The 20,692-nt window shown below is 72.1% G+C and carries 20 protein-coding genes; 9 read left to right on the forward strand and 11 right to left on the reverse strand.

The annotated features are described in order from the left end of the window. Nucleotides 1–51: 51 nt before the first annotated feature. Nucleotides 52–423, forward strand: a complete 372-nt coding sequence (locus ACWGKI_RS00170; RefSeq protein ID WP_452183699.1) for an ArsR/SmtB family transcription factor — start codon at nt 52–54, stop codon at nt 421–423. 5 nt (nt 424–428) lie between these two features. Here the strand turns inward: ACWGKI_RS00170 and ACWGKI_RS00175 are convergent, their stop codons facing one another. The 3 genes from ACWGKI_RS00175 to ACWGKI_RS00185 all read right to left on the reverse strand — a co-directional run bounded on the left by ACWGKI_RS00175 (nt 429) and on the right by ACWGKI_RS00185 (nt 3,248). Further along, nucleotides 429–803: a hypothetical protein gene (locus tag ACWGKI_RS00175; protein WP_452183701.1), complete on the reverse strand. Its 375-nt coding sequence runs from the start codon at nt 801–803 to the stop codon at nt 429–431. A gap of 195 nt (nt 804–998) precedes the next feature. After that, nucleotides 999–2,273: an MFS transporter gene (locus ACWGKI_RS00180; RefSeq protein ID WP_452183703.1), complete on the reverse strand. Its 1,275-nt coding sequence runs from the start codon at nt 2,271–2,273 to the stop codon at nt 999–1,001. 132 nt (nt 2,274–2,405) lie between these two features. After that, nucleotides 2,406–3,248 (reverse strand): LysR family transcriptional regulator, encoded by an 843-nt coding sequence (locus ACWGKI_RS00185; protein WP_452183705.1) that lies wholly within the window; start codon nt 3,246–3,248, stop codon nt 2,406–2,408. A gap of 90 nt (nt 3,249–3,338) precedes the next feature. Between ACWGKI_RS00185 and ACWGKI_RS00190 the strand changes: the two genes are divergently transcribed. Continuing rightward, nucleotides 3,339–4,592: an MFS transporter gene (locus ACWGKI_RS00190; RefSeq protein ID WP_452183707.1), complete on the forward strand. Its 1,254-nt coding sequence runs from the start codon at nt 3,339–3,341 to the stop codon at nt 4,590–4,592. Here ACWGKI_RS00190 and ACWGKI_RS00195 read toward each other — a convergent pair. Beyond that, on the reverse strand, nt 4,565–6,043 hold the full coding sequence (locus ACWGKI_RS00195; protein ID WP_452183709.1) for an SH3 domain-containing protein: 1,479 nt from the start codon (nt 6,041–6,043) through the stop codon (nt 4,565–4,567). The two genes, ACWGKI_RS00190 and ACWGKI_RS00195, sit on opposite strands and share 28 nt — an antisense overlap. Before the next feature lie 240 nt (nt 6,044–6,283). Between ACWGKI_RS00195 and ACWGKI_RS00200 the strand changes: the two genes are divergently transcribed. Together ACWGKI_RS00200 and ACWGKI_RS00205 are read left to right on the forward strand one after the other, a co-directional pair. Next, nucleotides 6,284–6,865, forward strand: a complete 582-nt coding sequence (locus tag ACWGKI_RS00200) for a hypothetical protein (protein WP_452183711.1) — start codon at nt 6,284–6,286, stop codon at nt 6,863–6,865. A gap of 178 nt (nt 6,866–7,043) precedes the next feature. Further along, on the forward strand, nt 7,044–7,460 hold the full coding sequence (locus ACWGKI_RS00205) for a VOC family protein (protein ID WP_380244495.1): 417 nt from the start codon (nt 7,044–7,046) through the stop codon (nt 7,458–7,460). 30 nt (nt 7,461–7,490) lie between these two features. Here ACWGKI_RS00205 and glmS read toward each other — a convergent pair whose 3' ends face one another. Both glmS and ACWGKI_RS00215 read right to left on the reverse strand, forming a co-directional pair. After that, nucleotides 7,491–9,341, reverse strand: coding sequence for a glutamine--fructose-6-phosphate transaminase (isomerizing) (gene glmS, locus ACWGKI_RS00210; protein ID WP_380244496.1), 1,851 nt, complete (start codon nt 9,339–9,341; stop codon nt 7,491–7,493). Between the two features lie 41 nt (nt 9,342–9,382). Continuing rightward, entirely contained in the window at nt 9,383–9,643 is a 261-nt protein-coding gene (locus tag ACWGKI_RS00215) for a hypothetical protein (RefSeq protein WP_380244497.1), read from the reverse strand. A gap of 202 nt (nt 9,644–9,845) precedes the next feature. On the opposite strand from ACWGKI_RS00215, the gene ACWGKI_RS00220 reads away from it, so the two are divergent. Beyond that, nucleotides 9,846–10,367: a hypothetical protein gene (locus ACWGKI_RS00220; protein WP_452183714.1), complete on the forward strand. Its 522-nt coding sequence runs from the start codon at nt 9,846–9,848 to the stop codon at nt 10,365–10,367. Then, nucleotides 10,367–10,780, forward strand: coding sequence for a hypothetical protein (locus ACWGKI_RS00225; RefSeq protein ID WP_452183716.1), 414 nt, complete (start codon nt 10,367–10,369; stop codon nt 10,778–10,780). The genes ACWGKI_RS00220 and ACWGKI_RS00225 overlap by 1 nt, the downstream gene beginning before the upstream one ends. A gap of 26 nt (nt 10,781–10,806) precedes the next feature. Here ACWGKI_RS00225 and ACWGKI_RS00230 read toward each other — a convergent pair whose 3' ends face one another. Continuing rightward, complete coding sequence (locus ACWGKI_RS00230; RefSeq protein WP_452183718.1) at nt 10,807–11,862, reverse strand: YdcF family protein; 1,056 nt, start codon at nt 11,860–11,862, stop codon at nt 10,807–10,809. 69 nt (nt 11,863–11,931) lie between these two features. Here ACWGKI_RS00230 and ACWGKI_RS00235 point away from each other — a divergent pair, with 69 nt between their 5' ends. Continuing rightward, nucleotides 11,932–12,348 carry a VOC family protein gene (locus tag ACWGKI_RS00235; RefSeq protein WP_452183720.1) on the forward strand — a complete coding sequence of 139 codons (417 nt, stop codon included), beginning with the start codon at nt 11,932–11,934 and terminating at the stop codon, nt 12,346–12,348. Between the two features lie 4 nt (nt 12,349–12,352). On the opposite strand, the gene ACWGKI_RS00240 is transcribed toward ACWGKI_RS00235, so the two are convergent. From ACWGKI_RS00240 to ACWGKI_RS00255, 4 genes are all read right to left on the reverse strand, one after another. Continuing rightward, complete coding sequence (locus tag ACWGKI_RS00240) at nt 12,353–13,621, reverse strand: MFS transporter (protein WP_452183722.1); 1,269 nt, start codon at nt 13,619–13,621, stop codon at nt 12,353–12,355. Beyond that, nucleotides 13,618–14,220: a TetR/AcrR family transcriptional regulator gene (locus ACWGKI_RS00245; protein ID WP_452183724.1), complete on the reverse strand. Its 603-nt coding sequence runs from the start codon at nt 14,218–14,220 to the stop codon at nt 13,618–13,620. Before ACWGKI_RS00245 ends, ACWGKI_RS00240 begins: the two co-directional genes overlap by 4 nt. After that, nucleotides 14,213–14,821, reverse strand: coding sequence for a sugar O-acetyltransferase (locus ACWGKI_RS00250; RefSeq protein ID WP_452183726.1), 609 nt, complete (start codon nt 14,819–14,821; stop codon nt 14,213–14,215). Before ACWGKI_RS00250 ends, ACWGKI_RS00245 begins: the two co-directional genes overlap by 8 nt. Nucleotides 14,822–14,969: 148 nt before the next feature. Further along, a complete protein-coding gene (locus ACWGKI_RS00255) occupies nt 14,970–17,540 on the reverse strand; it encodes an LPXTG cell wall anchor domain-containing protein (protein ID WP_452183728.1) in 2,571 nt (856 codons plus the stop codon). Between the two features lie 231 nt (nt 17,541–17,771). On the opposite strand from ACWGKI_RS00255, the gene ACWGKI_RS00260 reads away from it, so the two are divergent. Both ACWGKI_RS00260 and ACWGKI_RS00265 read left to right on the forward strand, forming a co-directional pair. Continuing rightward, complete coding sequence (locus ACWGKI_RS00260) at nt 17,772–18,188, forward strand: ArsR/SmtB family transcription factor (RefSeq protein WP_452183730.1); 417 nt, start codon at nt 17,772–17,774, stop codon at nt 18,186–18,188. 181 nt (nt 18,189–18,369) lie between these two features. Next, nucleotides 18,370–20,559 (forward strand): AAA family ATPase, encoded by a 2,190-nt coding sequence (locus ACWGKI_RS00265; protein WP_452183732.1) that lies wholly within the window; start codon nt 18,370–18,372, stop codon nt 20,557–20,559. The last annotated feature ends 133 nt before the right edge of the window (nt 20,560–20,692 follow it).

Genomic DNA, 20,692 nt, shown 5'->3' on the forward strand with positions numbered 1-20,692 from the left:
GCGATCTTGGAGCACCTATCGACGAATGTCAATGTGTGGCAGGATCAGGGTATGACGACGCACGCGCCCCTGCCTCTCGCCTCCGTCGACGACGGCTGCTGCACGCCGGCCGTCGCGCGCGCCGTCGAGCCGGACGTGGCCCACGACCTGGCCCGGACGTTCAAGGCCCTCGCCGACCCGGCGCGCGTACAGCTCCTGGCCATCGTCGCCGCTCAGCCGGGCGCCGAGGCGTGCGTCTGCGACCTCACCGAGCCGGTCGGCCTCTCCCAGCCGACGGTCAGCCACCACCTGAAGATCCTCGTCGAGGCCGGCCTGCTCGAGCGCGAGCAGCGCGGTCGCTGGGCCTACTTCTCCCTCGTGCCGGACGCCGTCGCCGGTCTCGCCGCGTCGCTGTCCTCCGCCGTCCCGACGCCCGTCGGCTGAGGGGGCTACCGCCCGACGGCGTCCTCGCACGGGTCGGACGGTTCGATGAAGACCCGCAGCTCCTCGTCGTAGAGGCCGACCTGCCGCCCGAGCGACGACCCGTCCGCCAGCGGGAAGTACGCCATGAGGATCTGGTAGGAGGACCCTCCGTCGTCGACCTCCCCGGACACGGGGCCACCGATCGTCTCGAACTCCACGTCGGCGTGGGGGTCGACGTCGGACATCGCCTCCAGCTCGGTCCGCAGGCAGACCGGGGGCAGCTCGCCACCCCCGACGACCGCGTCGCTGTCGTCGCTGAGTACGGAGTAGGCGGTGACCTTCGCGAGCTCGTCCGGCGAGGCGTCGGCCACGGCGTGCAGGTACTCGACGGCGACCGCCACCCCCTCCGGCCCTGGGCTCGGCGCAGGAGGCGGTGGAGCGTTGGTGCACCCGGCGGTGAGAAGCACGCCAGCGGACAAGGCCAACCTGCAGACGGTACGGAGACGGTCCATGTGCGCGGATCCTAGGTACGTCCCGCCCCCTGCGCGTCCTGGATTGCAGGATTCGCAACGAGGTCGTGCCGGCGCGCCAGGGCGTCAGCGGCGGACGACGCGGCGCCGGGCGACGAACAGCACGGGCACGAGCAGCAGCGACAGCACCCCGCCGGCGAGCGCCAGGGTGGCGTAGCTCGACCCGGCCACCACCAGGCCGGACATCGCGCCGCCGCCCGCGCCCGCGAGGGCGATGAGGACGTCGACGGTGCCCTGCGTGCGGGCGCGCGTGGCGGGGGTGGTCGCGTCGACGATGAGCGCGGTGCCGGCGATGAGCCCGAAGTTCCAGCCGAGGCCGAGCAGCGCGAGGGCCAGGATCAGCAGCCCCATCGAGTCGGCGGGTGCGGCAGCGCCCGTGATCCCGGCCAGCAGCAGCGTGACGCCGGCCGCCGCGGCCATCGGCACACGCCCCACGCGGTCGACGAGGACGCCCGTGACCAGCGAGGGCAGGAACATCGCGGCCACGTGGACGCCGATGACGAGGCCGACGTCGCCCAGGTCGTGCCCGTGGCCGCGCATGTGCACCGGCGTCATCGTCATGATCGCGACCATCGCCACCTGGGTCACCACCATCACGGTCGCGCCGACGAGCACGCCCGTGGGGACCTCTCGGCGCGCCGGGGCCTCGCCTGCCGCGCCCACCGCGCTGTCCACCGGGCCCGCCGTCGTGCCCGCCGTCGCGCGGTCGGTGCGCGCGAGCTGCTGGGCGACGAGGAACGGGTCAGGACGCAGGAAGCCGAACAGCGTCGCCCCGGCGGCGAGGAAGGCGACCGCCGCGAGGAGGAACGGGCCGGCGAGCGCCGGGAGGCCGAGCGACGTGGCGAGCCCGCCCAGCGGCTCCACGAGGTTGGGTCCCGCGACCGCGCCGAGCGTCGTCGAGACCATGGCGACGCTCGCCGCGGTGGCGCGCCGGTCCGGCGCGGCCAGGTCGGTGCCGGCGTAGCGGGCCTGCAGGTTGGTCGACGTGCCCGCACCGTAGACGAACAGCGACACCAGCAGCAGCGGGACCGTGTCGAGCGCCGCGGCCGTGACCACGCCGACGGCACCCAGGCCGCCCGCCGCGAAGCCCAGGCCGAGGCCGACGCGCCGTCCGGCACGCTGGGTGATCCGCCCGACGAGGAAGGCCGCGAGCGCCGAGCCGAGCGTGAACAGCGCCGTCGGCAGGCCGGCGAGGCCGGCGCCGCCCAGCATCTGCTGCGCGAGGAGCGCGCCGACGGTGACTCCGGCAGCGAGCCCCGCGCCGCCGAGCACCTGGCTCACGACGACGACGGTCAGGGTGCGGCGCTGCAGCACGCGCAGCCCGTCAGGAGAGGGCAGCAACGGAGTCTCCCGTCGGTCGGCGGCACCCGCAGCGTAGCCCGCCCACCCACTGAGCCCCGCCGAACAGGTGGTTGTTCACGTTCTGAGTGTTCAGAACGTGTACAACCACCTGTTCGGCAGGGTCACGACGGGTCAGACGGCGGCGACGACGGCGGGCGGGTGGTCCCGGTCGGGCCAGGCGACGCCGAGGCGGCGCGTCGCGCGCGGCCGCAGCGGCACGTAGACGGGGTCGGCGGCGTCGGGCCGCTCGGGGCGCGGCAGCACGGCGACGCCCAGGCCGGCGGCGACGAGGCCGCGGATGGTGTCGACCTCGCTGGACTCGAAGGCGATCTCGACGTCGACGCCGTGCTCGTCGAGCATGCCCTCGACGACGCCGCGCAGCTCGGTGGTGCGGGAGAACGCGACGAAGCGCTCCCCCTGCAGGTCGGCGATGCCCACGCCCGCGCGGGCGGCCAGCCGGTGGGCGGGCGGGACGGCGACGCACAGGACCTGCTCGTGCAGCGGCCGCCACCCGGTGCGGCGGCCCGGGGGCGGCGGCGTGACGAGCGCGAGGTCCAGGACGTCGTCGTCGAGCCAGCCGAACAGGTCCTGGGCGAAGCCCTGCCGCAGCTCGAAGCGACGGCCGGGGTCGTCGCGGCGCAGGTCGGCCACGATGCGCGGCACCCACCAGCGGGCCACGGACTGGAGGAAGCCGAGGCGCACGGTCCGTGCGCCGAGGGCCTCCTGGCGCACGTGCCGGCGGGCCACCTCGATCTCGTCCAGCACCCGTGCCGCGTCGGCCCGGAAGCCGAGACCGGCGCGGTTGAGCGCGATGCGCCGCCCGTGGCGGCGGAACAGCTCGACGCCGAGCCCCGCCTCCAGCCGGGCCAGCGTCCGCGAGACGGTCGACTGGTCGACCCGCAGCAGCGCCGCGGTGTCGCGCGTGCTCTCCGTCTCGCACAGGGACAGGAACACCCGCAGCGTCTGCTCGTCCATCCGGCACCTCCCTCGTCAGATGCGATCTTCGCATCAGGTGCAGCATCCGCATCATTTTGCGCATCGACGCCGCAGGTGCACCGTGGATCGGTGACCACCGCCCCCGCCGTCCAGGCCCCGCCCCTGACCGGCCACCGCCCCGGGTCGCGGGCGTACCGCCGCACGCTCCTGGGGCTCATGGCCGGCGGGCTCGCGAACTTCTCCCTCCTCTACTACGTGCAGCCGCTGCTGCCGCAGGTCGCGGCCCACTACGACGTCTCCGCGGGCGCGTCGGCGCAGGTCCTGTCGGTGACGACGGCGGCGATGGCGGTGGCGCTGCTCGCCGTCGGGCCGGTGGCGGACCGGTTCGGCCGGGTCGAGGTGATGCGCTGGTCGCTGCTCGCGTCCGGCGTCCTGGGGCTCGCCAGCGCGTTCGCGCCGACGTGGGGCAGCCTCCTCGTGCTGCGCGGCCTCGCAGGGGTCGCGCTGGCGGGCCTGCCCGCCGTCGCGCTCGCCTACCTGCGCGAGGAGATGCACCCGGGCGCCCACGCGCGCGCCAACGCCGCGTACATCGCGGGGACGGCGGTGGGCGGCGCGGTCGGCCGGCTGGTACCCGGCCCGCTCGCGGCGCTCGGCGGCTGGACCCTGGCCACGGAGGTCCTCGGTGTCACGACGCTCCTCGCCGCCGGAGCCCTGTGGGTGCTGGTCCCCCGGCCCGTCCGGTTCACGCCGCGGCCGCTGCGCCTTGCCAGCGTGGTCACCGGCACGGCCTCCGCGCTGCGGGACCCGGTCGTGGCACTCCTGTGCGCGGTGGGGTTCGCCAGCATGGGGACGTTCGTGGGCGTCTACAACGCCGTCGCGTTCCGGCTGGAGGCGCCGCCGTTCTCGTTGGGAAGCGCCGTCACCCTGGTGTACCTGGCGTACCCGGTCGGCATCGTCACCCCGTCCGTGGCCCAGCTGCTCGCCCGACGGCGCGGCCGCGGCACGGCTGTGGTGACCGGCCTGCTGCTCCTCGTCGTCGGGGTGGCGCTGACCGCGCCGCCGTCGGTGACGACCGTCGTCGTCGGCCTCGGCGTCCTCACCGTCGGGTTCTTCTGCGCGCACTCGCTCGTCAGCGGGTGGGCGGTGGACCGCGCGCACCGGCAGGGCCGCGGCACGGCGCAGGCGTCCAGCGCCTACCTCTTCGCCTACTACGTCGGCAGCGCCGTCATGGGCGCCGTGACCACGCACGTCTGGGAGGACGCCGGGTGGGCCGGCGTCGTCGCCGTGTCCTGCGCCGCGACCGCCGTCGCGATCACGGCGGCGGTCGCCGCGGCCCGCCTGGACCGGGCGCCGGGTCAGCGCGGCCTGGTCGCCGACAGGTAGGTCGTCGAGACGTAGCCGGTGCGCCCACCGACGGTGACCTTCTGCCAGCCCTTCGACGCCGCTCCGACGTGCGTCACCTTCGTCCCGCGTGCCAGCCGGGTCAGCACGGTGGACGACGTCGACGGCTTCGAGCGCAGGTTGAGCGACGGGACGGTGACGTACGAGTACCGGGCCGCGGGCGTCGTCGTGCCCGGCGTGGCCGACGGCGCCTTGGCCGTCAGGTAGGCCGTCGCCACGTAGCCCGTGCGCGTGCCCGCCTTGACCTTCACCCAGCCCTTGGACGGCGCCGCCACCTGCGTCACCTTCGTCCCGCGCGCCAGCCGGGCCAGCACCGTCGACGACGTCGACGCGCTCGACCGCAGGTTGAGCGACGACGTGTTCACGTACGCCACCGTGGCCGTCGGCGTGGTGGGGGTGGTCGGCGTCGTCGGCTTCGGCGCGGTCGACGTCAGGTATGCCGCCCACACGTAGCCCGTGCGCGTGCCCGCCTTGATCCTGACCCAGCCCTTCGACGACGTCGCCACCTGCGTCACCTTCGTCCCGCGCGCCAGCCGGGCCAGCACGGTGGACGACGTCGACGCGCTCGAGCGCAGGTTGAGCGACGCGACGGCCACGTACGACGTCTTCGTGACCGGGGCCGTGGGGGTCGCCGGCGCCGTGGTCGCGGGCCGACGGGGGCTGACGTAGGACGCGGAGACCCACCCGGTGCGCGACCCGTACCGCACCTGTCGCCAGGTGCCGGAGGCGGCGCCCGGCTTCGCCGTGAGCATCCCCGCCCGGGGCACGACGGCGAGCACGGCCGTCGACGTCGAGGGGCCGGAGCGCAGGTTGACCTGGCTGGTCGCCCAGTAGGTGCACGACGTGGGCGTGCTGCGCACGGCGACGCGGGTCGCGGTGGCACGGAGGTCGACGCCGCGACCCTTGAGGTAGGTGAGCGGGTCGGTGTGCGTCGCGCCCGCGCCGTACGTGCCGTTCCACACCTCCAGGTGCAGGTGCGGTCCGGTGGCGGTGCCGCTGGAGCCGACGTCGGCGATGCGCTGCCCGGCTCGTACCCGCTGGCCCGCGTGCACGTACCGGTCGCCGTCGACGACGTGCCCGTACACCGACGAGACGGTGCGCCCGCCGATGGTGTGCCGCACCACCACCCACTGCCCGAAGCCGGGGGTGGCGCCGGCCCGCAGCACGACGCCGTCGGCGATCGCGCTCACCCGCACCCCCCGGCCGGCGCCCATGTCCTGGCCGAGGTGCCAGGTCGAGGCGCCCGCGACGGGCATGCACCGGGGGCCGTAGTACGACGACAGCGAGTAGGTCCGCGCCGGCAGCGGCGCGACGACGCCGGAGGCGGCGTCTGCGGGAGGGGCGAGCAGCGCCGAGCCTCCGACGAGGCCGAGCGAGAGCGCTCCGGCCACCACGACTGCGCCGAGGCGCTGCTGAACCGACGATGTCTTCACGAGCGCCCCCTGGCACCATTCCGATCACGATCGACGTGTCGGGTTGACATCGTCATCAGGAAGGTATGTCGAAACGGTTCGTTGCGCGCGGCGAACGTCTCCCTCGACCGCCGGACCCTGGCGGGGGCGATCCCTGAGCGACCCTGAGCCCGCCGTCCTCCCCTGGTCGTACGAGCGCCCCGCGCAGTTCCGCTCGGGGGTCGATGCCGGGACCACCGGGGCGTTCGTAGCGTGCTGGACATGACGCACCAGCCCTCCTCGCCGCCCCATCCCGACTTCCGTGCCGCCCTCGCGGACGTCGCCACCTCCTCCGCCCGCCGCTACCGCGGCGTCGGCGCGCTGGCCGTCGCCGCCGTCGTCGCCGTCACCACCTCCGCGTGCGGCGCCATCACCGAGGCCCTGCAGGACCGGAACGCCGGGCACACCAAGGAGTTCTCCTACGACAGCGGCGCCAGCGGCAAGGCGGCCGACGTGCTGCCCGCGTGGGTGCCGGACGACGCCTCCGACGTCCGCGGCGTCTTCCGCACCACGGGCGACGAGGTCATCCTCACGATGGACGCCGACCTGGCCGACCTGCCCGCCGCGTGCTCGGCCGTGGACGCCGACCACCCGCTCGTCGCCGTCCCGGCCCGCGACGGCCTGACGGTCGAGGACTACCGCGTGGACTCCACGCTCAGGGCGACCTGGTGGACGACGGGGCAGGAGCAGGAGGCCACCCGCCTCTGCGACGCCTGGTGGGTGGGCGCCCAGGACGGCGCCCTGTTCGCGTTCACGCCCGAGCTCAAGGCCGTCAAGATCGAGGACCAGCCCGACCCGGTCTGACGTGCAGGAGCCGGACGGTTCGCACACCGGTCCGGCTGCCGCCGCTGCGGGACTTCACCCGGCGCAGCGGTCGGCGGGAGCAGCGTGCGCCGCGCGCCGGACGGATGCTGGAGAGGTCCGGCACCCTCGTGCGGCTCCCCACGCCCGGGGACCGGCGGCGCGAAGGAGTGGAACGGCGATGGACACGACTCGGCGCGGGTTCTCCAGCTTCTCGGTGGACGACCTCGACGCAGCCAGCAGCTTCTATGCGGACACCCTCGGGCTCCGCGTCACGACCCTCGACGAGGGCATGGGCCTGGTGCTCCACCTCGGCACCGGCGCCCCGGTGTTCGTGTACCCGAAGGAGGACCACGCCCCCGCGGCGTTCACGGTCTTCCACCTGGCGGTGGACGACGTCGACCCGGTGGTGGACGACCTCGTCGCGAAGGGCGTGACCCTCGAGCGGTACGACGGGTTCGACCAGGACGAGAAGGGCGTCGCGCGCGGCTTCATGGAGGGCGGCGACGGCGCGTGGTTCACCGACCCCGCGGGCAACGTCATCGGACTCATGGACGGCGAGGGGGTGCGGCAGCTCCTCGACGAGCTGGGCAGCTGACCGGCTGCCGCACCGCCCCCGCCGGCGTCGTCACTCGACGGTGACGGACTTCGCCAGGTTGCGCGGCCGGTCCACGTCCTCCCCGAGGGCGACGGCGGCGTGGTAGCCGAGCAGCTGGGTGGGGATGGTCAGCAGGATCGGGTCCAGCTCCACCTCGTTGCGCGGCACCTCGATGCGCCGGGTCGCGGCGTCCCCGAGCTCCACGCCCGGGTGCGTGATCGCGACGACGGCGCCACCACGGGCGCGGATCTCCTGCGCGGCGGTGATGTTGCGCTCCAGCAGGTCGTCGGCGGGCATGATCGCGACCGTCGGCAGCTCGGGGCTGATGAGGGCCAGCGGACCGTGCTTGAGCTCGCTGGTCGGGTACGCCTCCGCGTGACGGTAGGTGATCTCCTTGAACTTCTGCGCGCCCTCGCGCGCCACCGGGTAGCCGCGCACCCGGCCGATGAAGAACAGGCTCGGCGCCTCGGAGAGCACCTTCGCGGCGCTCGCGAGGTCCTCCTCGTCGCCCAGGATCTGCGAGATCTGGCCCGGGATCGCCCGCAGGCCAGCGATGATCCGCTTGCCGTCCGCGAACGACAGGTCGCGCACCCGGCCCAGCGCGAGCGCGAGGAGGGCGAACCCGACGCCCATGTGCGTGAGCGCCTTCGTCGACGCCACCGCCACCTCGGGGCCGGCGTGCAGGTAGATCCCGCCGTCCACCTCGCGCGCGATGGAGGAGCCGACGGCGTTGACGAGCCCGACGACGGTGCCGCCCTTGCGCTGCACCTCGCGGACGGCGAACAGCGTGTCCGCGGTCTCGCCGGACTGGCTGACCACGACGTACAGGGTGCTCGGCTCGATGATCGGGTTGCGGTAGCGGAACTCGCTCGCGGGCTCCGCGTCCGCGGGGATGCGGGCGAGGTCCTCGATCATCGACGCGCCGAGCTGACCGACGTAGTAGGCGGAGCCGCAGCCGAGGATCTTCACGCGCGCGAACCGACGCAGCTGGCGCGGGTCCAGGTTGAGGCCGTCCAGCTTGGCCGTGCCGAACCGGTCGTCGAGGCGGCCGGACAGCATCCGCTCCACGGACTCGGGCTGCTCGTGGATCTCCTTGTGCATGAAGTGGGCGTGGCCGCCGAGCTCCAGCTCCTCCACGGTGAGGTCGATCGTGACGGCGTCGCGCGCCGTGTGCTCCTCGTCCGCGGTGAAGGTGCGGAAGCCGTCGGCGGTGACGGAGGCGAAGTCGCCGTCGTCCAGGAGCACCACCTGGCTCGTGTGCCGCACGATCGCCGCGGCGTCGGAGGCCACGAACATCTCGCCGTCGCCGACGCCGAGGAGCAGGGGCGAGCCGTTGCGCGCCACGACCACGCGGTCGGGGGCCTGGACGTCGACCACCGCGAGCGCGTACGTGCCGTCGATGTGCCCGACGGCGGCGCGCACGGCGTCCTCGAAGTCGAGCCCCTTGCCGTCCTGACCTGCGAGCTCGCGCGCGACCAGGTGCGCCACGACCTCGGTGTCGGTGTCGGAGGTGAGCTCGACGCCGTCGGCCGTGAGGCGGGAGCGCAGCGCGTGGAAGTTGTCGATGATGCCGTTGTGCACCACGTGCACCCGGCCGTCGTACGAGGTGTGCGGGTGCGCGTTGCGCTCGCTCGGCTCGCCGTGGGTGGCCCAGCGGGTGTGGCCGATGCCGACGGTGCCGGCCAGGCGCGCCGGCAGCGCGGCCTCGAGGTCGCGCACGCGGCCCTTGGCCCGCACGACGCGCGACGGGTGCGCCGTCGAGCGCGGGTTGAGCACGGCGATGCCCGCCGAGTCGTAGCCGCGGTACTCCAGGCGCGTGAGGCCCTCGACGAGGACGGGTGCAGCCTGCTGGGGGCCGACGTAGCCGACGATTCCGCACATGGGACGGGTGCTCCTAGCCGTTGAGGTGTTGCCGTGGATGTCTAGCCGTAGATGGTGCGCCGGACCTGGCGCTCGGTGAGCGCGGGCGCCGCCACGAGGCGGTCCCGCAGCTCGGCGACGATCAGCGCGTAGATCTCCTCGTTGCGGTGCCCGTAGGTGCGCAGCGACGCGTGCCGGCGACGCACGTAGTCCTCGACCGGTTCGCGGTACCAGGCGAGGACGTCCTCGACGACGCGAGCAGCCTCGGCCGGGGAGAGTCCCGTGGAGGTCGCGATGCGCGCGACGAGATCAGCGTCGGTCACCGGGACATCATGCGCGTCCTCGCCGCGACATGCCACATGGTGCCCGAATTCGGGCAGAATCGAGGGCGCTGACCGGAGGGCGCCGGCACGTGCGGGCCGCGAAGGCCTTGCAAGATCTGCACGACACACAGGATCTGAAACGTGACGTGCGGGTCTTGCACGACGCCCGCACCGCCTCGCGGAGCGACCTAACGTCACCGCCATGACGACAACGACGAGACCCCCGGCACAGCGCCTCGCCACCGTGACCATCGCGACCCTGGCCCTGTTCGGCCTGATGTTCGCCGGCACCGTGACGACGGCACAGCCCGCGGACGCGGCGACGACGTACACCATGGTGGACAAGAAGCTCCGCAACAAGCGATACATCCAGTACCGACAGGAGCTCGGGTCGTGCTCCGTCTCGAAGTCGGGATATCGCTGCAGGATCAGTCACACCGACGGGGCGACGCGAACGATTGGACTCTCTCTTGGCTCCACGCGTAGCTGGGTCGCCGGGCAGTTGCACATCGACAAGTCCCGGACCGTTTCTTCTTCCGTCGCCTGCACCTCGGGCAAGATGAAGAAGGGCCAGGTGCTCCGCGCCTACCCAGTCGGGAAGCTGTACTCCTACAGGATCCGCAAGCTCTCCGTCCCGGTCGGCTGGGGCGGCTGGTTCTCCTACACGACAAGCAAGACCAAGTGGGCATTCGATCCTCAGAAGAACGGGATTCACTGCCGGTGATGCGCATCTTGACTGCGCTCGTCATGACTGCGGCTGCCGGACTGACTCTCGCAGCCTGTACGACCGACAACCAGACCGAGGCACGCCCCTTGGACTACTTCCTCGGACGCACGCTCGACGTCGCCTGGGGCGACCTCTCCACCGAAGGCGACATCGAGGTACGGGAAATCGACATGACTGCCCGGTTCGGCGGCGAGCCGAGTTTTGGTGACGGTGGACGTGGCCAAGAGGCGTACGGCGAGTGGACCGTCCTCGCACTCTGTGCCGACGCCACCACGGTGGCCGATGCCCATGCCGTCGAGTTCGGGATCATCCCGACGACGCTCGCGACGACCGAGGTGGTGAAGGATGCGGAGGCCGGCAGGTACGACCACGACATCACCTGCCTCGGCCTGACGCACCGGCCTGCGTAGAGGCCGGTACGTCGCCGTCGTCGGCGCTACAGGCCGGCGACGGCGACGACCGTCGCCAGCCCCGCGACGAGGGCGACGCCGACGGCCGCGACCACGTGCACCCGCGGCCGGCGGCGCAGCACCGCGACGAATTCGCGCAGGTACGCGCTGGGGAAGAAGTAGCCCGCCGTCGGCGCACCCACGGCGTGGACGTCGAGGCCCAGGTCCATCGCCTCGAGGGCGGCTCGGGGGGCGTGGTAGTTGTTCGTGGCCAGGAGGTACGGGCCGGGCGTCCCGTGCGCGCGCAGCAGGGCGACGCCGAGCGTGAGGTTCTCCCGCGTGGTGCGCGCGCGGTCCTCCACGAGCACCTGGTCGGCGGGCACGCCGCGCGCGACCAGCCACTCCCCCATGACGGCGCCCTCCGGCCGGTCCTCGTCCACCCCCTGGCCGCCGGACGGCACGATCGGCACGGGCGAGCCGTCCGCGCCGAGGCGTCGGGCTGCGGCGACGCCCGCGGCGAGGCGGGCCGCGAGAAGGGGCGGCACCCGGCTGCCCACCACCTTCGAGCCGAGCACGATCACCCCGTGCGCCGGCACCCCTGCCGCGTACCGCCGGTACAGCAGCGTCTGCGCGACGAAGCCCAGGAACACGAACCCCAGCCAGGCCGTGGCCAGCACCAGCCCGACGACGAGCCCGAGCGCCCAGGGGACGTTCAGCACCACGGGCGCGACGACGACGAACGGCGCTGCCAGCATCGCCAGCCCGACGAGCAGCGACAGCAGGTTGCCGAGGCTGCGCCGTTCCCGGCGCACCATCGTCAGCCCGTTGACGACGAGGAACACGGGCAGCGCCAGGAGCCCGAGCGCGAGCACCCCGAAGAGCGCGAGAGCGAGCCAGCCCAGGACGGTCGCGCCCCCGGGCGCCAGCGTGACGAGCTGACCGACCAGCCCCGCCCCGGTGTACACGACGGCGATGGCGAGGAACCCGTTGCGCAGCCGACGTCGGTCGGCGCGCAGCGACAGGGCGAGCCAGCCGCCCCAGAAGGCGAAGGCCGCCACCGACAGCACGACGGACCAGACGGTGGCGTTGACCTCGGCACTCACGCCCGCAGGATAGGCGGGCGAGGGCAGAAAGGCCTGGTGGGCGCCATGGAGCCGTGCTCTGATGCCTCCATGACCTCGCGCATCTCGCACACGACGTTCGACGCCCACGACGCCTACGCCCAGTCCGAGTGGTGGAAGCAGGTGCTCGGCTACACGGACGTGCCCGGCGACCCCAACCTGCCCGGGCACGTGGAGTGCATGATCGTGCCGCCGGCCGACCACGCCGCCCCCGCCGAGAGCCACGGCCGCGTGCTGTTCATCGAGGTGCCGGAGCCGAAAGAGGTCAAGAACCGCCTGCACCTCGACCTGCGGCCCACGGACCGCACGCGCGACGAGGAGGTCGATCGCCTCCTCGCCCTCGGCGCCACGCAGGTCGCGGACCGCAGGACCCCCGAGGGCGGCTGGGTGGTGCTGGCCGACCCGGAGGGCAACGAGTTCTGCATCCTGCGCAGCGACGCCGAGCTCGCTGCCGCCGGAGACGCCTGAGCCGTCAGCGCCGGGCGGCCGGTGAACGGCGCGTGCTCAGCACCGTCGCGGTGAGCACGACCACCAGGCCCGCGAGCGGGACGACGAGCAGTCCCGCGCGGATGCTGGTGGCGTCGGCGACGACCCCCACGAGGGGCGGCGTCAGCAGGAAGCCGAGACGCATCAGCCAGGTGACGACCGTCAGGCCGGTGCCGGCGCGCAGCCCTGGCAGCTCGTCGGCCGCGTGCATCGCCGCCGGGACCACGGTGGCGACACCAAACCCGGCGGTGGCGAAGCCGGCCACCGTGCCGGGCACCGACGGGAACGCCAGCGCGAGGCCCATCCCCAGGACGACGAGCACGCCGCCGGCGCGCACGACGGCGCGCTGGCCGAAGCGGTCGACGAGGCGGTCCCCCGTCGCCCGGCCCACGAACTGGGCCGCCATGAACGCCACGAACGCGGAGGCCGCCACGGCGCCCGCGGCGCCGAGCGCGTCCGACAGGTAGACCGCGGCCCACGAGTTGCCGGCCTCCTCGACGACTGTGCCACCGATGGCGAGGAGGACGAACGCACCGAGCACCAGCGTCGTCCGGCCGGACGGACGGCCCACGACCGCCGACGGGCGCACCTCGTCGGAGGCACCGTCGAGACTCTCGGCACTGTCGGCACTGTCGGCGTCGACAGGTCCGTGGTCCGCGACCCGGCCGTCGACCCCGGGCAGGCAGAAGCGCAGCGCGACGACGGCGACGGCGCTGAACAGCGCGCCGGTGATCGCGAGGTGCACGCCGCGAGGCAGGTCGAGCGCGATGGCGCCCGCCGCCAACGCGCCGCCGACCACGCACCCCACCGACCACAGGGCGTGGAAGGAGTTGAAGATCGAGCGGCCGTAGCGGCGCTGCACCCGGAGCCCGTGCGCGTTCTGGCCCACGTCGGTCAGGGCGTCCATCGCCCCGGCGGCGAACAGGGCGCCGACGAACGCGGCGGTCGTCGGCGCGACGCCCGCGCACAGCACGCCCACGCTCGTGACGACCGTGCCGAGCACCGCCACCCGGGCGGAGCCGAGCCGGCGCACCAGCATCCCCGCGAACAGGCCGGAGGCGATCGCGCCCGCCGGGAAGGCGATCACGGCGAGCCCGTACACGGTGTTGCTCAGCGCCAGGTCGGCCTTGATCTGCGGGTAACGGGGCAGGAGGTTGGCGAACAGCGCGCCGTTGGTGAGGAACAGTGCGGCGACCGCGACGCGCGCACGGCGTGCCACCTGGTCCGGTCCGCGCATCGCGGCGGGGGTGCTCATGGGGTCGTCCGCGGGGGCGCGGGGGCCGGCCCGGGCCCGCTCACGACGCGCAGGACGGCGTCGCGGACGTCGGTGTCCACCGGCGGCTTGCTGTCCAGGGCGCGATGGATCGTCATGCCCTCGATCAGCGCGTCGAGGATGCGTGTCGTCGTGGGGTCGAAGTGGCGCTCGAGCGCCGCCCGGCTGCGCCGCATCCAGGTGGAGGTGAGGGTGCGGTAGGCAGGCTCGCGCGCCGCGAGCGTGTACAGCTCGTGGGTGAGGACGAGGTCGCGCGACGTGCCGAAGACGTCGTGCGTGATGAGCCGGACGACGGCGTCGACGGCGGCGTCGCGGTCCGCGGCCTCGACCATGCGCCGCTCGAACGTCGCCGCGAACTGCTCGGCGAACCGTCCGAACGCCTCGCGGAGCAGGTCCTCCATCCCGTCGAAGTGGTACGTCATCGAGCCGAGCGGCACGTCCGCCGCGGCGGCGACCCGCCGGTGCGAGGTGCCGGCGACGCCGTGCTCCGCGACGACGGCGAGGCACGCGTCGATGATCCGGTCCCGGCGCGCGGGGTCAGCCCGACGCGCCCGTCGGGGGGTCCCGTCGTCGTCAGGCACGCGCTGCCTCGTCGACCTCGGCGATGTCCCGCACGACGCGGGCGGGGTTCCCCACCGCCACGACGTTCGCCGGCACGTCGCGCGTGACGACCGACCCGGCGCCGATGACGGAGTTGTCGCCGATGGTGACGCCCGGGCAGACGATGACGCCGCCGCCGAGCCACACGTTGTCGCCGAGGGTGATGGGCCGCGCCGCCTCGAGCTTGTCCCGGCGGGGCGTGGGTTCCACGGGGTGCGTCGGGGTGAGGAGCTGCACGTTCGGACCGATCTGGCAGTCCTCGCCGATGACGATCGGCGCGACGTCGAGTGCGGTGAGGTGGTAGTTGACGAACGTGCGCGCGCCGACGTGGAGGTTCTCCCCGTAGTCGACGAACAGGGGCGGGCGGATCACGGCGTCGTCGCCGAGCGTGCCGAGCAGTTCCTCCAGGACCTCGCGGCCCCCCTCGGGATCGCGCGGCGCGGTGCGCGCAAAGTCGTCCTGGAGGCGTGCGGCACGGCGAGCACGACGCTCGATCTCCGGGTCGTCCGCGACGTAGAGGTCGCCCGCGAGCATGCGCTCGTGGTTGCTGCGCGGGTCGCCGGCGAAGTGGTCGGTCGTCATGCGAGGAGAGTAGCGCGCACTATGTACGTTCGTACACACACGGGTGCCGCCCCACCTGGGAGGTGGGGCGGCACACCGTGAGCCCGCGCGGCGCCGGCGGGTGCCGCACCTGGGTCGTGCGACGGTCAGGCGGGCGGCCCGCCTGCTGTCAGGCCGACTGCCGGCGGCGCCAGAGCAGGAGGCCGAGGCCCGCCGCCGTCAGGAGGACGGCCGCACCCACGGCAGGCAGGGTGTTCGCACCGGTCTGCGCGAGCTCTCCACCACCGGCCGGGGAGTCTGCCGGCACTGCCGGGGTGTCGGCAGCGGCCGCGGTCGGGACGATGGTCTCGGCCGCGACACCGCACTCGCCGCGGTACAGCTCGGTACCGTCAGCGCCGGTCACGACCTCCACGAACCCGTACGTGGTGTCCTCGGCGACCTTCGTGATCACGAGGTCGCTCGACCGCCCGGACTTCGCCAGGGCCGACTTGTCGTCGGTGCTCAGCACCGGCTCGGTGCACACCGGCGCACCGTCGGAGTCCCACGAGTACAGCTCGAAGTCGATCGTCGCGCCCTCGGGCAGGGTGCCCGTGGCGGTGTACTCGTCGTAGACCGTCGCCTCGTCGCCCACGACGACGTCACCGGAGGACTTCGCCTCCGTGGTCACCGTGAAGTCCCCCGGCGCCGACGGGGTCTCGGCAGCGGCCGCGGTCGGGACGATGGTCTCGGCCGCGACACCGCACTCGCCGCGGTACAGCTCGGTACCGTCAGCGCCGGTCACGACCTCCACGAACCCGTACGTGGTGTCCTCGGCGACCTTCGTGATCACGAGGTCGCTCGACCGCCCGGACTTCGCCAGGGCCGACTTGTCGTCGGTGCTCAGCACCGGCTCGGTGCACACCGGCGCACCGTCGGAGTCCCACGAGTACAGCTCGAAGTCGATCGTCGCGCCCTCGGGCAGGGTGCCCGTGGCGGTGTACTCGTCGTAGACCGTCGCCTCGTCGCCCACGACGACGTCACCGGAGGACTTCGCCTCCGTGGTCACCGTGAAGCCGGAGGACTCCGGCGTCACCACGAGCTGCTCGGTGGTGTCCGTGACGCTGGAGGTGAAGGGAGCGACACGGTCGTCACCGGAGAAGTGGGTGACGAACACGTACGTGCCCGGGACCTTGACCTCGTTGCCGGCCTCGTCGGTCTCGGTGACGACCTTGAAGTCGTTGCTCCCGGTCGTCGGTCGGAAACCGTCGACGGCAGGCACGTCGATCGAGCCGATCGTCGTCGCCGCGTCGAGGTTGTCGTCGGCGATCTCGACACCCTCGGGGAAGAAGTACAGCGTCTGGTCGAGCTGCTTCACGTCCGCGTCGAAACCAGCACCGCCGGCGAAGTCGCCGTGGTCGTCAGGGAACCCGTCGACCCACATGTCGTCGACGAGGTAGAGACCCGACTTCGTCTCCCGGAACGACGCCGAGGTGTTGACGTCGATCTGGTGCCGCACGCTGGTGGTCTCGTCGGCCAGGCCGTAGGAGTCCGACCAGTCCGAGCGGATGTACGACGCGGCGTCCCCCTGCACCTCCTCGGTGTCGACGACCTGCCACACGAACGTGACCATCCCCGCCTCGGACGCAGCGCCGAAGTCGGCCTCGAACGTGCCGGGGCCGTCCGCCGTGATCGTCGCGGTGTCGATCACCTGCGCGTCCGCGGGGACCTCGTCGGCCGGCGTCCCGACCGGCACGTCGCCGGCGCGGTACGCGGTCCCGGTGAACACGACGTCGACAGGCTTGCCGTCGACGTCCAGCCAGGAGTCGCCGTCCGTGGCCACCCGGACGGTGTCGATGAGGGACTCGCCCTGCTCGATGACCTTCTCCTTGACCTTCGTGGTGACCACGGGCTGGAAGTCCAGGCGCAGGTTCTTCGCGTCGGCCGTGTGGCTCACGGAGACGGGGCGCGAGGCCGCGGCCACGGCCTGGATCTTCGCGATGCCCGGGTCGCCGACCTCGAGGGTCGTGGCCGGCAGGCCCTCGGCCGTGACCGACGCGGTGACCTTCGCCCGGGCCGCGGTCGTGTGCAGACCGAACGCCGCGCCGGCCGTCGACGAGTCGACGGTCATGGTCCGCTCGCCGTTCGCGTCCCACACCACGGCGTCCGAGCCCGTGTCCAGGAACAGCTTGAGTCCCGGCACGTAGTGACCCGCGCGGGACTTCACCCCCACGCCGGTGAACGTGCCCGTCCGACCGTCGTCGGCCAGGTCGACCTGCCCGGTGGCCGTGTAGCCGCCGGCGTACTTCGCAGCCTCCGCCTTCAGCTCGTTCACCTTGTCCCACACCTGCGGGTAGTCCGCCCGGAGGACCTGCTCCCACGACGCGCGCCGCTCGTCGGCGGTGACCTCGTCGGTACCCATGTCCCACGACAGGTGAACCCAGGCGCCGAGGGCGGCGCGCGTGAGCTTGTCCGCCTCGTCCTGGTGCGTCGTGATCGCGTACGCCAGCTCCGGGTCCTGGAGCTGCCCCGCCGAGTTCACGGGCAGGTCGGGCGAGATGTACCCCGACTGGATGCACCAGAACAGGAACGACGACGGCACGTCCAGGCCGCCCGTGTTCTCCAGCGCGCCTGCCCAGGTGAGCCCGTCGCCGAGCACACCGTCAATCTGGATTCCTGGCCCCGTGGTCGCGGCCGACGCCGCCGGCGCCACCCCCACGCCCAGGCCGAGCGCCGCCAACCCGGCGACGGTCGACGCCGCCACGACGCGGCGTCCCCGGCGTGCCGGGGATACTTGCACTTGTCTCACAGAACACGCTCCGATCTCACAGGGACGAGGGACGTGGGACAGCCCCGCCCTGCCCGGCGTTGCAGCGCCGGGCAGGGCAACCCTCTTGTCGTCTAATACATACGATGGTACGGCACACGCGTACCGTCGTGTTGCACCCTGTGCGCAAGGGGTCCCCGGCGGCGTCCGACCGGTAAGAATGTCCCTGTGCCCAAGAAGATCGCGCCGCCCGCGGACCGGCCCGAAGAGGTCGAGGTGGCCATCACGGTCTTCGGGAACGAGGTCAAGAACGAGATCGTCCGGTGCCTCGCCGGGTTCCCGGAGGGCGCCTTCCTCGGCGACGTCGTGACGAGGACCGCTCTGCCGCGGAGCACCGTGGCGCCGCACCTGGCGGAGCTGGAGCAGCTCGGGGTCGTCGGCGCCGACATCCCGCCCGGCCAGCGGCAGGGGCGGTCCGTCCGGTACTCGGTGACGAGGGCGCGCGTCGCCGAGCTGCTCACCACCTGGGTCACGCACACGTTCGGCCCCGGTGCCGTCGGCTATTTCCTGGGCGGCGGCTACCTCGGCGACCACGACGACGCGCCCGGCACCGCCAAGGGCATGCCTCCTAACGTCCTGCCCTGAGCCTGGACATGCGTTGGTTCTGATCCGTACCACAGTAATGATGGCTGGCCCGCCCTCCAGCTGATTCGCGAGGCTAGGCTCGCATCCTGCGCGCACCCAGCGTTGCTCGGGATGGAGGCTCGTCGTGGTCGATGTCTGCGTGCTCGGAGTCAGCGTTCAGGGGCCGCCCCCAGTTGGTTGGGTGCACCTGAAGCTCGATCCCGGTGTGCTCGCGCTGTATGGGAAGAACGGCGTCGGCAAGACGCGCCTACTAGGCGCGCTCAGCGACGCGCTTACTGGTGTCGCGCGGGACGAGCGCATCGGACTCGTACACATGCGGACGCCGGACCCGGAGGAGATCCGCACTATCCCGGCCGATCGAGAGCCCACCGACTGGCCTTCACAGATCGAGACTGCGGCAGCGGCGCATCTGAAGGAATCTCGGGCCATGTCCATCGACAGGATCGTTCGCTGGCGGGACGAATACTTCGCTCGGAACCTCGAGAACGAAGCGCCGTGGAACGCGATCAGCGAGTTTGCCGAAGAGCTCGCTCAGGAGGAGTACTCCCCGACTAGTCTTGCCGAGTCCATCAAGGCTCAGGTCGAGCTCCTACGTCGTGACCGTCAGGGAGTCGACGACCTCCGGGAAGCGTGGGCTGCTCTGGCTGATGAGCTCTCCACGGGCGGATTGGTTACCCTCCGGGCGACCGGCACACGCCTCGAACCCCGGTGGGACGTTTACACCTCAGCCGATCCGGCCATGGTCACCGCCTGGGGTGTCGTCGCCGATGCTCATCGGCAGCACAACCTCACCGCCAGGCTGTTGAAGGCGACGCTGGCCGGCGACACCTCCGAGGACGTCATCCGCGATCTGCTGAACAGCCCGAACCGTTACGACCAGATGGGCATCACGTTCCCCTGGGCTGGCGATCTCACGTTCGACTCTGCACACTTCGAGGGCTTCCCCACCGGCTTCAAAGACGCCATCACGCGCGGCGTCGCCCCGGAGGCTTGGCCGGAGTGGGCGCCCCGGCCCTTCGTCAAGGTCGCGGAGACAGATTCCTTGCCCATTCGAGTGCTCACCGAGAACGACGCGATCGATGATGTCGACAGCGTCACCCGAGCCGCCCTTTCGGACGCTGGCGGATCAGACCTGGTGGACATCGCCGACGGGCAGGAGGTCAGCTTCTCGCCACCCGTGACCGCGCTGGTACGCCAGATCGAACAACGGAGCAACGAGATCGTGTCGCGGATCCTTCAGCCTGCCCCGGTGCTGCGGTTCGCCCCTCGGACGGTCGGCGACTGGTTCGTCGGCAAACTGCCCCAATGGGAACTGAGCGACGACGGCACCTCGTGGTTCGAACTAGCCGACGCCTCCCAAGCACAGGCAAGGTGGGTGCGGTTGGCAATATCAATTGGGACTGAGCAGCAAAGAGCGAACAGCCGACCAGTGGTCCTGCTCTCCGATGAGCCGGAGCTGGGTCTGCACTCGCAGGCACAGGCACGGTTGCCCACTGTGCTGGGTGCACTCGCATCCGACCTGAAGGCCGTCGTCGTAACGGCCACCCACTCGCCCGCACTTCTCGACTCAACGTCCACGCAGCCGGTCCACGTGATGCGCAGCGGCGCGTATGCGGCTATCCGGGAGGTGCCGCCAGCGGGTGACGCATTGGAGCGCAGCTGGGCAGCCGAGCAACTGGGGCTGACGCGCTCGGCGATGCTGCAGCGAATCCGCACATTTGTCCTAGTCGAAGGTCCTCACGATCGCCTCGTCCTTGAAGGCCTCCTCGGCGACGCTCTCCGGGACTCCGGTGCACTTGTGCTGCCGATCGGTGGAGCGAAGCAGCTACCGAAGATGGCGAGCGCCGAGTGGATCTGGGAACTGACCGACGCAAGCATCGTCGTCGTCCTCGATGGCATTGCGTCGAGGGCCGTCATACCGATCTGGGACAAGGTCCGCGAGCTCGCCGAGAGGGACGACGTCGAAGGTGCCATCCGGGCGCTGCAGCCGCTCAGTCGAATGCCTGGAACTGAGCCGGGATGGCTGCAGACGTTCCTCGCGAACGTGGCAAAGGCGGGACGCTGGGACCGGGTAATGCCGGCACCTCTGAGCGAGCCGGACATCATCTGTTATCTGCCACCCGATCGATTCGTGCCAGGGATGACATGGGACGACATCCTCGGCCGGTGGCGGCAATCTCGGCGCACCGCACCTGCAGGGCAGAAGCCCAGCCTCAAGCCGTTCATCATCGACAAGCTGCGCGGTCGCGCCTCGATGAAGGCGATCAAGGAGGCCATCGAGGACGCGGTTCCGACGCAGGAGATCCTCGAGCTGAGCGAGACAATCCGGTCTGTTTCACGACATGGCGGTGGTCCTTCCCGTGCGCGATAGCGGCGCTATTGAGCGCAGGTCGTGAGCCGTGACGAAGGCACGTCCTTGACTCATGCAGCGTCCGCCAACGTCGGCGACGTCGGTCCCACGTGCCGCCCAGCGCTTCGGACGCGTCTCGCTCAGAGCCGCTGAC

The organism is Isoptericola sp. NPDC055881 (genome assembly GCF_053615895.1).